The organism is Thiohalocapsa sp. ML1 (genome assembly GCF_001469165.1).
GTDB lineage: Bacteria > Pseudomonadota > Gammaproteobacteria > Chromatiales > Chromatiaceae > Thiohalocapsa.
Genome location: NZ_JABX01000017.1, coordinates 51,216 through 63,606, shown reverse-complemented (window position 1 = coordinate 63,606; position 12,391 = coordinate 51,216). Strand labels below are relative to the sequence as shown.

Genomic DNA, 12,391 nt, shown 5'->3' with positions numbered 1-12,391 from the left:
CCAGGCCAAGCATCCTCACTGCACCCTCACTGCACCCTCACTGCACCCTCACTGCACCCTCAATGGAGATGACAGCATGAGAACCACAGCGCTCATCACAACGCTCGCCCTCGCCTGCACCGTCGCCCTGGCGGTCCCGGCCGGGGCGCAAGCCGCCGGCTTCGGCGATTTGCTCAAGCAATTCGGCGCCTTCGACTTCGGCGGCAACGAGTTCGACCCGAGCGATATGCAGGGCAACAAGAGAAGCTGGGAGGACCGCGAGCGCTGGGTCAAAGAGGCCCTCGACAACGCATACCTTGCCCTCGCACGCGCCGACGACGAGATCAGCCTGTTCGATTTCCAGAACTACATCGGTGCGCTGAACATCGACTGGACGCCCGAGTACCTGCAGGACCCGAACAACATCGGCAACCTGAACGCCTACGCGACCTTTACGGAATACCTCTCGCGCTATCTCAGGGTGAAGCAGGAGCTCATCGAGTCCATCGCCGCGCTCAACCGCAACTATGCGATCCTGCACCGGGTGGACCCGAAAAAGCTGACCGGTCCCTTCCAGCTCGAGGCCACCGGGCAGACCAAGACCCTCACCGAGCGCGCCGCCGGCGGTGTTGACGCCACCGCCGCCGACATGGCGCTCGCCACCTCAGCCGGCGCCGTCGAGAAGTTCACCGCGGAGCTCAACCGCGCCATCGACTACGGCATGGAGCTCGAAACCTTCTTCCGCCGAGCGGCGAATATCCAATAGGCTTTAGGTCACTGAGATAACGACACAGCGCTTGTTTTTTGAGAACGCCGTCCCCGTCAACAGCCGACAGCATGCCGGGTGTATGTGGGACTTGGACGACGCGACGCCGGCGCAGATGGTCCGCCGCGACGAGCTTGAGCTCATCTACCTGCACCTGCGGTCCATGGACAACTGCACCGCGTTGTTGAAGCGGACCGGCGCGGTGCCTGCGGCCGCTTAAAGGCGGCAGGCGACAGTAGCAACGAGGCCTAACGGCGGTTCCGGGTTTCGCCGCCGCGTCAGACCGTCGCGCTCATTGCCCGGCGACTCCCTCATCGATCAACACCACATGCTCCCGCTCAATGATCCGGCGAAAGCCGCCACTGACGCTGGAGCAGTCCACGATGTCCACTGGCCAGGGTAGGTCCGATTCCGAAAAGGCCTCCTTCAGCGCCGCGAGCGCTTCCAGCGCCAGCGGCGCGTCGGTGATGAGCGCGAGGTCGAGGTCGGAGTACGGGCGCGCAGTGCCCTTGGTGCGGGAACCGAAGGCCCATACCGGTACCCCGGGCGCATGCCGACGCAGAATGCCGCGGACGATGCGCCAGTGCTCCGGGGCGATATCGAGGGGCGGGGTGATGGGCGCTGCGTCGCTCATGCGCGGCGCCGGGCCAATTCCTCGCGGAGGTGCTCGGCCTCCAGCAGAAAGTCCGGGATGGCGGCGACCACCTGCAAGGCGGTGTCTTCGTCGTAGGTGTGGCTGGTCTTCGCGCGCATCTCGCGGTAACCGCGCCACCGCGGCCAATCGCCGCGCAATAGCCCCTGATCGCTGCCGACGCGGATGAGATCCTGGAAGGTCAGCGCGTGGATGCTGTCAGGCGACGCCGCGGTCGCGCTGAGATATCGCCGCAGCATCTTGTGAGTCAGCTCGTAGGTGCATTCGAAGCGCTGGATCAGGCCATCGCGGATCTGCGTGTCTGACGTGTCCTGCCGATAGCGCGCAAGGCCCTCGCGCAGCCGTGTGACGGCCGTTTCGAGTGGGGCGATATCCAGCATGGCCATGGCGTCCCGCGTCTAATCGATCTCGGTGGAGCCTAGCGCAGCGGCGCGGAAGTATCGAGACCGTCTCGGGTCGGGCCGGGCGGGGTCGGAGAGCCGACCTCCCGGTCGGCTCCGCACTCGCGACATCAGTGCGTTCGCTCTGTCGCCGTGTTGACCTGGAGGTCAACACTCCAGTCAACTCCCGTCACGCCGCGCACGTCGACCACGACCACGACCACGACCACTCTCTGCGTATGTTCCGCCGGTGCGCGCCTCGGACCCCCACAGCGTGAAGAGGGCGCATAGGCGCAGCGCCGCGGCACGACGACCGCTGGCTGAAAGGACCCCCGGACTAAACGCCTCCTCGACACATTCTCTGCGTGCAACGGGAAGCCGGACACTTGCCCCAAGGACAGAACCCGACCCGCGGTGCTTGACTAGGATCGGGGCTCCGCCTAGCCTGCGGCCCGGTCTCGGCTTAGGTCTGGTTTGCTGACTGCTGCGACGCAAAGACGTCTGTGCCGATCGCGGCAGGAGCGGGCAGCCTCGACGGGCGTCGGTCGTACCCGATATCCCCGGGCGGCAGTCCAACACACATGCTCGGCGTCGGAACGGGAAGATCATGCGCGCATGCATCCATCGAGGCAGCAAGCAGATAGGCGGCAGTTGCGTCGAGATCGAGATTGGCGGCCAGCGTTTACTGGTCGATTTCGGCCTGCCATTAGACGCGGCAGAGGATCATAGCCAATACCTACCCGGCATCCAGGGATTAGACGGCAGCGATCCTTCTCTGCTGGGCGTCTTGATCTCCCATCCCCACCTCGATCACTTCGGCTTGCTTGCGCAAATTTCGCCGAGGATTCCTGTCGGCATGGGTGCCGCTGGCCGCCGTATTCTCGCGGCCGCCGCCACTTTCTTGCCGGGGAAATGGCCGATTCCCGCACAGGGTTGGAACTACCGGTCCGGTCAAGGCTTCGACATCGGCCCGTTCCGCGTAACGCCATTGCTGGTCGACCACTCGGCGTATGACGCTTATGCACTGCTAATCGAAGGCGGTGGCAAGCGCCTTTTCTACAGCGGTGATTTTCGTTCTCATGGCCGCAAGGCAGCCTTGTTTGAACGCCTTTCCGCACACCCGCCGCCAAGTATCGATACCTTGCTGGTTGAAGGGTCATCACTCGGGCGTCTCGCCGATTTCCAGCAATGGCCCACGGAAGCAGCAATCGAAGACCAGCTTGTTCAACTCTTTTCCGGTGCGGAAGGCCTGGCACTTGTCCACACATCGAGCCAGAACATCGACCGAATCGTGTCGATTTTCAGGGCTTCCAAGAGAACCGGGCGAGGGCTGATTATCGACCTCTACACGGCAGCAATTCTTGAGGCCACCGGCAACGAGCACATTCCCCAATCCGCTTGGCCGGAAGTCGTTTTGTACGTGCCTCACGCCCAACGCATACAGATAATGGAGAACGCTTGGTTCGACATGCTCAAGCGTCACTCTGCCAATCGGATCTTTCCCGAGCATCTGGCTCGGGCTGCCAACAGGTCGACCTTGCTTTTCCGCCCTTTGCATCGCCTTGACCTTGAGCGTGCGGAATGCCTTGCGGGAGCAATCTATATCTATTCGCAATGGGAGGGTTACTGGGAAAGAGGCAGTTTCGATAACGTCAAGGAATGGCTGTTGAAGCATGCCATTCCCAGGCACAGCGTCCATACGTCCGGTCATGCCGGCCCGGCCGATCTCAAGCGGTTTGTTGCTGCATTGAACCCGCGCAAGGTGGTGCCGATTCACAGTTTCTTTCCGGACAAGTACCCCGAGCTGTTCCCGAATGTGGAAGCTCATCACGATGGCGAATGGTGGGAGGTTTAAAATGAGAGCATTGTCTGATGCCTTTATGCATGACCTGTTAAGCTCCAACGATGGCGTGCTTCACCCGATCCTCGAACGCGTGCATCAGGACCATACGCTGATGCTTGCCATTCGCGATGGCTACATCAATGTCTATTATCGTGGTGGCAGTATCCTCAAACTCAGCGAGCAGCGAAAAGGCTCGTACAGCGCTTTCTTCGACATCAAGTACAACAAATCAGAGCCCCAGTGCCCTGCCTTGCCCAGCGCCGTTGCAAGCAAAGAGGCGGCTGAGACCTGGGTGGATGCATTCCAGGACCTCAAGCGAATCATGGATCGCTTCTTTTCGAACCACCCCAAGCCGGAGCGGGAGCTCCAGCAGTTGGTCGCGCGCGAGAACAACTACTCCACAATCTCCAACGAGAGCGAGTACTTTATTTCCGACATCGAAGTTGCAGACCCCTTGCTTGGTGCCCGCCTCGATATGGTGGCGCTCCGTTGGCTCGCGGCGGAGCGCAAGGGCGGGAACAATTGCAAACCGGCCTTCATCGAGATGAAGTACGGCGACGGTGCGCTAGGCGGTACCGCCGGCTTGGTGAAGCATCTGAACGACCTTGACAGATTGCTCGGCGATGACGGCCGCCGCAACGCTATGTTGGATATGATGGAGAAGCAGTTCAGCCAGCTCGATCTGCTCGGCTTGCTGAAGTTCAATAGGAGCACCAGCGTTACCGGCGTTGAGCTGAATCGCAGCGTTAAGCCGGAAGTGATTTTCATCCTGGCCAACCACAACCCCCGAAGCTCGCAGTTGAATTCAATCCTGAGTGATCAGGAGATGGACAAGTTTTCCGATTCACCGCATTTTAATCTACGGTTCTTTGTTGCCCGATATGCGGGTTTTGGATTGCACGCGGATTGCATGGTCGCATTACCCGAGCTGCGCGAACTATTGGGCAGCAAGGACGCTTAACAGGGCGTGGCCTGATGCCAATTGCGCGGCGATCAACAGGCGCCGGTCATCTTAAGTGCCTTGATCATTGTACCGGCCGCGATCGAGCACAGGTCCCGGTGCCCGCCTCGCTTCCACGATCCAGCGTGGGAGTGTGTGGCGGGCGCTCCAGCGCCGCGTGTGCCCGGTGCCGTCGCCGACGCAGCGCGCTCGGGACGCTGGAGCGTCCGCCCTCGCTCCCACGCCGGAGCGTGGGAGCCAGCGCACTCCCGCTGGTCGCTCTTACGATCGAGGCCGACTTGACGGCGCTGCCGATGTGCAGATCGGAGCAAAAGGTCGGCTCCCGCCTCGACCGCATTCTCGGCATTGATGTGCTCTGCCTGGCGCGACACCGAACCAAAAGGCGCAGCGCAGTGGCCCTATCCACTCGGCGTTCTGCGGGATTCGGCCCGGCGACGCATGTCGGTCTACGCTCAGGCATAATCCCGGCTTCTCCGCAGCAACGGGCAGGAGCGGGCGTTGGACGGCACGACGGCAAACGGCGACGCGTCACCCGGGAAGCCGGGGGCCGGCGACGGCAACATGGCGCAGTTGCGCGCGCTCTTGTTCGGCAGCCAGATGCGCGATTACGAGCGCCGCTTGCGCGCGCTCGACGAGCGTCTGGGCGCCGAGGTGGCGCGGCTCGATGACGAGCAGCTCGCCCGCGGCGATGAGGTCAGTGCCTTTGCCCGCTCGGAGCTTGCGCGCTTGAGCGCTGAGCTGCGCGCGGAGCGCGAGGCCCGCACCGCCGCGCAAGAGCAGACGGCCGACGCGCTGGAGGCCCTGCGCGGCGACCTTGGGGCGCGCCTTGATGCCTTGGGCGCAGCCCTGCGCGAAGAGACGGGCAACCGCGACGCCGCCCTGCTGGCGCAAGCAGGCGCGCTGCGCGAGACCTTGGACACTCGGCTGGCCGAGGTCGAGCAGCGCCTGCGCGCCGACGGCGAGCGGTTGCAGGACGAGAAGACCGGCCGCGACGAGCTGGCCCGGCTCTTCACCGAGCTGTCGTCGCGGCTGCACCGCGCCCCCGACCTCCCCGGCTGATTCCTCAAAGGCGAAACGACAGCCGCGATGCTCCAGCCCTTCCCGGTCGATCCGGCCGCATCCGACGGCGCCGCAGCGCGCACGGAGCCGCGCGAGCCATCTCCAGCCGCGACGCGACCCGAGCCGCCGGCGCATGCCGCGACAGCGCCCGGCGACGACGCCGGCGCCTTCGACGCCCTGCGCCGGCTGCTGCTCGGCAACCACCCGAGTCGGCTCGCCGACCTAGAGCAGCGCCTCGACGACCCGGAGCTGCGCGCGGCAGCCCTTGCCGAGGTGCTGCCGCAGGCCATCCACGCCCGCGCCAACGCGGACCCGCAGCTCGCGGAGGCGCTGCTGGAGCCGGTGGACGCCTGCCTGCACCGCTCGGTCGCGCGCGACCCGTCGCGGCTCGCCGACGCACTGTTCCCGGTGATCGGCCCGGCCATCCGGCGCGCCGTCGCGGAGACGCTGAAGGGCCTGGTGCAGTCCATCAACCAGGTCGTCGAGCACAGCTTGTCGGCGCGCGGCCTGCGCTGGCGCTGGGAGGCCTGGCGCAGCGGTCGTCCCTTTGGCGAAGTCGTGCTGAGCCACATGCTGGTCTACCGGGTGGAGGCCGCTTATCTGATCCACAACGAAACGGGGCTGCTCGTCGATCACGCCGTCGCCGCCACCGAGACGACCCTCAAGGACGAGGACGCGATCTCCGCCATGCTCACCGCCATCCAGGACTTCGTGCAGGAGTCCTTCAGCGCCGCGGGCCATGCGCTTGAGACCGTCGAGATCGGCCCGCGCACCCTCTGGCTGCTGCGCGGCCCGCACGCGACGCTCGCCTGCGCCATCAGCGGCTTGCCGCCGCGGTCGCTGCGGGGTGAGCTGGAGGGCGTGCTGCGGCGGATTCATGCGGGCTTCAGCGCCGGCCTTGCCCACTTCGACGGCGACAAGGCACGGCTCAGGCTGGTGCACCCGCTGCTGGAGGAGTGCCTGGCGCTGGAATATCGCGACGGCGGCCCCGCCGCGTCGCGCATTGCCTGGTGGCCCTGGCTGGTGGCGCTCGCGCTCCTGCTCGCCGCCATCGGCTGGGCCGGCTGGCAGTCCTACGACTGGCAGCGGCGCGTCGCCACCGCCCGTGCCGAGCTGGCCGCGACGCCGGGGCTCGCGCTGCTCGACTGGCAGCCGGGGCGCGAGATTCGCGCGGCCCTACTGGCGGACCCCCTGTCTGCCGCCGTGGCCGGCCCGCCCGCCGAGCGCGTGCAGGACCCGCGGGTCCGCGCCCGCCTGCGCATCGAGGCCCAGCCCTACGTGTCCGCCGATCCGGCCATCGTGCTGGAGCGCGCCCGCCGCCAGCTCAGGCCACCGCCGGGCGTGACGCTCGACCTCGATGCCGGCGTGCTCCACGTCCAGGGCACGGCGCCCGCGGACTGGATCAGCCGCGTGCGTGCCTTCACACTGCCGCCCGCGGGCGTTGATGCGCTGGACATCGCACTCACGCCGGACCTCGCGGACCTCGCCCGGCGCGTACGCGCGGCCATCGAGCCGCCGCCCACCGTGCGCGTCGAGCTGGACGGCACGGCGCTGCGGCTGTCCGGGGCTGCGGCTACCGCCTGGATCGGCGCGCTGCCCATGCGACTCGCCGGCGTCGCCGGGCTTACCGGCTGCACGACCACGGGGCTCGTCGCGCGCGAGGCCGCCGAGGCCCGCGGCTTGGCGGCGGAGCTCGAACAGCTCCGGCTCCTGTTCGGCGAGGATAGCGAGCCCCTGCCCGGCGGCGGTGCCGTGCTGGAGCGCGGCGCGGCGCTGATGCAGCGGCTCGCCGCGCTCGCGGACGCCTTGCCCGGCGCCCGCGTGCGTGTCGTCGCCATCGGGCACTCGGACGGCCTCGGCGCGCCGGCCCGCAACCAGTGGCTGCGGGCCGAGCGGGCCGCCTTCGCCGCCACGCGCTGGCGCGCGCTTGGCGTGCCGGCGGCGCTGCTCGCCACCGAGTCGGCGCCAGGCTTCGAGCCCGCCACGGTGGCCCGGCCGGCGGAGCGGCGCGTCGATCTGCGGGTTGACCTCAGGCTGCCGGAGCCCGGCCCCTGCCTGCCGCCGCGGGTCGGCGAGTGAGTCGCGAGGCGCTGCCTGAGGCCGACTAGTGCAGCGGCGCGGACGTCTTGAGACCGTCTTGGGTCGTCGCGGGCGGGTCGATAGCCGATCCGGAGCGGCCCGGGCCGGGCCGGAGAGCCGACCTCCCGGTCGGCTCGTGTCGCCGTGTTGACCTGGAGGTCAACACTCCAGTCAACGCCCGTCAACACGGCGCACGTTCGATTACGACAACGACAACGACAACGACAACGACAACGACAACGACAACGATGGAACCACGGTCTCGGGAAATTGGGAGCGAAGCACTAGATTGCTTGACGGCGGCGAATGCTTGCAGATGAGTCAAGTTTCACGACGACACGGCGCTTGCAGAAAGGGCCGAGGGCCAAGGGCCAAGGGAGCCCGCCTCGGCCCTTGGCCCTTGGCCCTTGGCCCTTGGCCCTTGGTTCAATGCCCCGACGAGCGGGCTGCGCAAGACCAGGCGCCGCGCCCTGGTCGGTCTGAGGCTCTGCCTCGCTAGATTGCTTGACGGCGCCGAATGCTTGCAGATGAGTCAAGTTTCGATCGGGGCGTCGGACTGGCGAGGTGCGTCGAAATCGAAATCGGGATCGGGATCGGTCGCCACTCGGTTCGATTTCGATTTCGATTTCGATAGCGATTTCGATAGCGATGAGCACGCCTCATCGGTCTGAGACGAAGCCTCGCTAGAGCCGAGGCCCCCTTGGCCCTCGGCCCTTCCCCCGGCGTCGTCGCACAACCTGACCCAATCGGAGCAACGGCGTGAACAGCCGCAAAATCTGCATCCTCGGCGACTTTGCCGTCGGCAAGACGAGCCTGGTGCGGCGCTTCGTGCAGCAGCAGTTCGGCGACAAGTACCTGACCACCGTCGGCGTCAAGGTGGACACCAAGACCGTAACGCTGCACGACGGCCGCGCGCTCAAGCTCGCCATCTGGGACGTCGCCGGCACCGATACCCCGACGGAGCTCTTTCTGCGCTACGCCCGGGGCGCCGCGGGGCTCTTGCTCGTGGCCGACGTCACCCGCGCCGAGACGCTCGACTGTTGCCGGGAGCTCTGGGACGCCGTCAGCGCGCGGCTGGGGCCGCTGCCGCACGTGCTGCTCGCGAACAAGTGCGACCTCGCGGCGCAGCGCGAGCTGCCGCGCGACGCCGCAGACGGCCTGTTCGGCAACGCGCTCGCCCGCCTCGACACGAGTGCGCTGACCGGCGAGAACGTGGACCTCGCCTTCGAGGCGCTCGCCCGCGGCCTGCTGGACGCCGCCCCATGAGGGTGCCCTTCGCCATGGCGCGGCGGCTGCGCGAGCGGGTGCTTGCGCATGCACGGCCCTGTCTGGTGCAGATCAGCTCGGCGGGGGCGCTGCTCGCCATCAGCGGCGACAGCACCCGTTACGGCCTGGACGGGCTCCGTCCCGGCGATGACGTCAGCCACCGGCTGCCGCTGCTCATCGGGCTCGATCTCGCAGCGCTGGGGCCCGAGCACTGGCCCATGGTGGAGCTGCCGGCCGGGGGTCACGCGGACGTGCTGCTGGAGCCGGGCACCGACGGCGCCCGGGTGCTGCTGCTGGATGCGGCCGCGGAGCACGATCGGCGCGTCGCGACCCAACAGCAAGCCAACGAACGTGCGTTGCTGAATCGGCGCTTGGCCGCGACGCTGGCGGAGCTCGAGGCCGCCCGCGCGGCGCTTGAGGCCCAGAACCGCGCGCTGGAATCACTGAACGCCGCCAAGGCCCGCTTCATCGCCGGGCTGTCGCATGAGCTGCGCACGCCGCTCACGGCGGTGCTCGGCCATGCGGCGCTGCTGCGCGAGCGCTCGGTGGCGGGCGCGGGCGACGCGGCCGAGTCGGCAGTCGGCGGCGACCTTTGCGACGTCGCTGCCGAGCGGAGCCTCGATGCGATCCAGTCCGGCGCCCAGCATCTCCTGTCGCTGGTCAACAACGTGCTCGATCACGCGAGCCTGGAGACCGGCCAGTTGGCGCTGAACCCGGCCCCCATGGACCCGCTGCTGCTGCTGACGGAGCTGGAGCGGCTGCTGGCGCCCCAGGCGGCACGCCGCGGGCTGGACTTCCGCGTGCTCCCGCCGCAGGCATTGCCGCCACGCGCGGAGACCGATGCGACGCGGCTGCGGCAGGTGTTGATCAACCTGGTGAACAACGCGCTCAAGTACACCGAGCAGGGCTTCGTGGAGCTGCGGCTCGACTGGCTGGACGGCCGGCTCACGGCGGCGGTGGCGGACACCGGCCCCGGGGTGCCGGTGGCGCAGCGCGAGCACGTACTGAGACCCTTCCATCGCGGCGCCACGGCCGCCGCGGGCAGCGGCGACGGCAGCATCGGCTTGGGACTCGCCATCAGCAACGAGCTGGTGCGCCTGCTCGGCGGGCGGCTGCACATCGGCGACCGGCCCGGCGGCGGTGCCGTGTTCGGCTTCGAGATCCCGGCACCGGCGCTCGCACCGCCGGCCGGCGCGAGCGCGACAACGCCCGCCGCGATCCCGCTGCTGTTGGTGGACGATGCCCGCGAGATCCAGCTCCTGTACGGCCAGATCCTCGCGCGCGACGGCTTTGCGGTGCACGCGGCACTGACCCCGGCCGCCGCACTCACCGCCTTCGACGCGGTGCGCCCGCGGATCGTCATTGTCGATGTGCACTTGGGCGACGAGGACGGGGCGACGCTGATCAGCGGGCTGCGCGCACGCGGGTTCGACGGCGTGCTGCTGGCATGGTCGGCGTCATCCATGCTCGACGACCGCGAGCGACTCCTTGATGCCGGCGCCGACCGCTACCTCGTGAAGCCGGTGCCGCCGCTGGAGCTGCAAGAGACGCTGCGGAGCCTGCTCGCGGAACGGGGCGGCTGAGGACACGATCCCGGCGCGATCCCGGCGCGGGGCTGGAAGTCCGACTGGAGCCGCGCGGGGTCCGCCCCCACTTGTCGCACGCATCCATCCGATGCATGCCCCCTCAAGCGAGAGAGAACGACCCCATGGAGACAGAAGCAGTTGCAGCCCTGATTCGCGCCGGCCTGCCCGGTGCGGAGGTCAGCGTCACCGGCGACGGCGCCCATTTCGAGGCGGTCGTGGTCAGCGACGCCTTCGACGGCCTGAGCCCCATCAAGAAGCAGCGCCTCGTGATGGACGCGGTGAAGCCACAGATCGCGAGCGGCGAGCTGCACGCGCTGTCCATCAAGACCCTGACGCCGGCGGAGGCATCGTAGGAAGGGCCTAGGGCCTAGGGCCGAGGAGGGCTCCCTCGGCCCTTGGCCCTTGGCCCTTGGCCTTCCGGCATCTGCCGCCGCCAAGCAGTGCAAGAAGCCGCGCCCGCGGTCCGCGTCAGCGCGCGCGCAGGACCTGCACCAAGGCGCCGCTGTCTGCACGCCGCAGCCGGCTCGCTGGCGGGAAGCGACAGGTAAAGCTGGTGCCGCGTCCCAAGTCGCTCGCGATGCTGAGCTCGGCGTCGTGCCGGTTCAGCACGTGCTTGACGATGGCGAGCCCGAGCCCGGTGCCGCCGGAGGCGCGGGAACGGGCCTTGTCGACGCGGTAGAAACGCTCGGTGAGGCGCGGGATGTGCTCCGGTGCGATGCCGGGGCCGTCGTCCGCCACACGCAGCGCCGGTGTCCCGCCGTCGTCGTGCCAGTGCACCTGCACGTGGCTGCCGGGCGGCGTGTGCTTGACGGCATTGAAGACCAGGTTCGACACGGCGCTGCGCAGCTCCGACTGGTTGCCGATCAGGAGCAGGTCCTCGTCCATGTCCACGACGATGTCGTGATCGCCGGCGCTGAGCGCCCGCGCGTCGGCCACCACCTGCTCGATCTCCTGCGGCACGTTGACCGGCGCGAGGTTCGACGCCGTGTCCTGCATCTCCAGCCGCGACAGCGTCAACAGATCCTCGATGATGGTGCGCATGCGCGTGGTCTGCTTGTCCATCAGCGACAGCGGCCGGCGATGCGGCTCCGGCGTCAGCGCGGAGCTGGACAGGTTCTCGACGAACCCGGCAATGACGGTCAGCGGCGTGCGCAGCTCATGGGACGCGTTGGCGACGAAGTCGCGCCGGATCATGTTCAGGTGGAAGATCTTCGTGATGTCCCGGCCCACCAGTAGCCGCTGGCGCTTGCGCTCGCCGAAGGGCGCAACGCGGATGGACAGCATGAGCGACTGATTGTGATCGGCGGCGACCTCCAGTGGGCGGCTGTAATCGCCGGCTTCCAGGTACTCACCGAGTCCGCGCTGCGCAAAGACGTCGGTGAGGCGCCGGCCGTCGTGCGCCGGCCACTGCACGCCCATCAGGGCCGCGGCGGCGGGGTTGGCCCATTCCACCTGCTGGCTCTTGCCGAGCACCACCAGCGCGTCGGGCACCGAGTCGGCGGCCTCGCGGAAGCGGCGCTGGAAGCGGATCTGGCGCTTGCGGCCCTTGCGGGAGCGCTGCTGGTAGCGGCCGACGGCGCGATAGATCTCGCCCCAGACGCCGGCCGGAAACGGCGGCGCGAGGCGATGCTGGCGGCGGATAAAGCGCGCGAGCCGCCACAGCAGCCACAGGTGGCGGGCCAGATACAGCGCCGTCGCCGCGAGCAGCGCCGCCGCTGGCGTCGCACCCACGAGCAAGAGCAGCAGCGCCACGACCCCAGCCCCGGCCAACAGGGCAAGCTCGAAGCCGAGCACCCGGTCGGCGCTCATCGGGCGGCCTG

Annotated in this window: 12 protein-coding genes; 9 read left to right on the top strand and 3 right to left on the bottom strand. The window is 67.9% G+C overall.

The window, feature by feature from the left end; translation table 11 throughout:
- Window positions 1–76: 76 nt before the first annotated feature.
- A complete protein-coding gene (locus tag ML01_RS12625) occupies window positions 77–745 on the top strand; it encodes a hypothetical protein (RefSeq protein WP_082674229.1) in 669 nt (222 codons plus the stop codon).
- An 82-nt stretch (window positions 746–827) separates the two neighbouring features.
- Window positions 828–965, top strand: coding sequence for a hypothetical protein (locus ML01_RS28720; RefSeq protein WP_156427695.1), 138 nt, complete (start codon window positions 828–830; stop codon window positions 963–965).
- Window positions 966–1,037: 72 nt separating this feature from the next.
- Here ML01_RS28720 and ML01_RS12620 read toward each other — a convergent pair whose 3' ends face one another.
- Both ML01_RS12620 and ML01_RS12615 read right to left on the bottom strand, forming a co-directional pair.
- Entirely contained in the window at window positions 1,038–1,379 is a 342-nt protein-coding gene (locus tag ML01_RS12620; protein ID WP_058555755.1) for a nucleotidyltransferase family protein, read from the bottom strand.
- Window positions 1,376–1,783 (bottom strand): HI0074 family nucleotidyltransferase substrate-binding subunit, encoded by a 408-nt coding sequence (locus ML01_RS12615; RefSeq protein ID WP_058555754.1) that lies wholly within the window; start codon window positions 1,781–1,783, stop codon window positions 1,376–1,378. The genes ML01_RS12620 and ML01_RS12615 overlap by 4 nt, the downstream gene beginning before the upstream one ends.
- Before the next feature lie 601 nt (window positions 1,784–2,384).
- On the opposite strand from ML01_RS12615, the gene ML01_RS12610 reads away from it, so the two are divergent.
- The 7 genes from ML01_RS12610 to ML01_RS12580 all read left to right on the top strand — a co-directional run bounded on the left by ML01_RS12610 (window position 2,385) and on the right by ML01_RS12580 (window position 10,924).
- Complete coding sequence (locus ML01_RS12610; protein WP_058555753.1) at window positions 2,385–3,632, top strand: MBL fold metallo-hydrolase; 1,248 nt, start codon at window positions 2,385–2,387, stop codon at window positions 3,630–3,632.
- Window positions 3,592–4,581, top strand: a complete 990-nt coding sequence (locus ML01_RS12605) for a hypothetical protein (RefSeq protein WP_216819170.1) — start codon at window positions 3,592–3,594, stop codon at window positions 4,579–4,581. The genes ML01_RS12610 and ML01_RS12605 overlap by 41 nt, the downstream gene beginning before the upstream one ends.
- 498 nt (window positions 4,582–5,079) lie before the next feature.
- Window positions 5,080–5,640: a hypothetical protein gene (locus tag ML01_RS12600; protein WP_058555751.1), complete on the top strand. Its 561-nt coding sequence runs from the start codon at window positions 5,080–5,082 to the stop codon at window positions 5,638–5,640.
- A gap of 27 nt (window positions 5,641–5,667) precedes the next feature.
- Entirely contained in the window at window positions 5,668–7,719 is a 2,052-nt protein-coding gene (locus ML01_RS12595) for a hypothetical protein (RefSeq protein WP_058555750.1), read from the top strand.
- Between the two features lie 759 nt (window positions 7,720–8,478).
- On the top strand, window positions 8,479–8,985 hold the full coding sequence (locus tag ML01_RS12590) for a Rab family GTPase (protein WP_058555749.1): 507 nt from the start codon (window positions 8,479–8,481) through the stop codon (window positions 8,983–8,985).
- Complete coding sequence (locus ML01_RS12585; RefSeq protein ID WP_082674228.1) at window positions 8,982–10,568, top strand: ATP-binding protein; 1,587 nt, start codon at window positions 8,982–8,984, stop codon at window positions 10,566–10,568. The genes ML01_RS12590 and ML01_RS12585 overlap by 4 nt, the downstream gene beginning before the upstream one ends.
- A 125-nt stretch (window positions 10,569–10,693) precedes the next feature.
- Window positions 10,694–10,924, top strand: coding sequence for a BolA family protein (locus ML01_RS12580; protein ID WP_058555747.1), 231 nt, complete (start codon window positions 10,694–10,696; stop codon window positions 10,922–10,924).
- A gap of 115 nt (window positions 10,925–11,039) precedes the next feature.
- On the opposite strand, the gene phoR is transcribed toward ML01_RS12580, so the two are convergent.
- Window positions 11,040–12,380, bottom strand: a complete 1,341-nt coding sequence (gene phoR / locus ML01_RS12575; protein WP_058555746.1) for a phosphate regulon sensor histidine kinase PhoR — start codon at window positions 12,378–12,380, stop codon at window positions 11,040–11,042.
- Between the last annotated feature and the right edge of the window lie 11 nt (window positions 12,381–12,391).

Excerpts from the sequence above, each read along its gene's own strand:
- ML01_RS12605 (WP_216819170.1), top strand. The coding sequence starts at position 3,592 with ATGTGGAAGCTCATCACGATGGCGAATGGTGGGAGGTTTAAAATGAGA.
- ML01_RS12615 (WP_058555754.1), bottom strand. The coding sequence starts at position 1,783 with ATGGCCATGCTGGATATCGCCCCACTCGAAACGGCCGTCACACGGCTG.
- ML01_RS12620 (WP_058555755.1), bottom strand. The coding sequence starts at position 1,379 with ATGAGCGACGCAGCGCCCATCACCCCGCCCCTCGATATCGCCCCGGAG.
- ML01_RS12610 (WP_058555753.1), top strand. The coding sequence starts at position 2,385 with ATGCGCGCATGCATCCATCGAGGCAGCAAGCAGATAGGCGGCAGTTGC.
- phoR (WP_058555746.1), bottom strand. The coding sequence starts at position 12,380 with ATGAGCGCCGACCGGGTGCTCGGCTTCGAGCTTGCCCTGTTGGCCGGG.
- ML01_RS12595 (WP_058555750.1), top strand. The coding sequence starts at position 5,668 with ATGCTCCAGCCCTTCCCGGTCGATCCGGCCGCATCCGACGGCGCCGCA.
- ML01_RS12625 (WP_082674229.1), top strand. The coding sequence starts at position 77 with ATGAGAACCACAGCGCTCATCACAACGCTCGCCCTCGCCTGCACCGTC.
- ML01_RS12580 (WP_058555747.1), top strand. The coding sequence starts at position 10,694 with ATGGAGACAGAAGCAGTTGCAGCCCTGATTCGCGCCGGCCTGCCCGGT.
- ML01_RS12585 (WP_082674228.1), top strand. The coding sequence starts at position 8,982 with ATGAGGGTGCCCTTCGCCATGGCGCGGCGGCTGCGCGAGCGGGTGCTT.
- ML01_RS28720 (WP_156427695.1), top strand. The coding sequence starts at position 828 with ATGTGGGACTTGGACGACGCGACGCCGGCGCAGATGGTCCGCCGCGAC.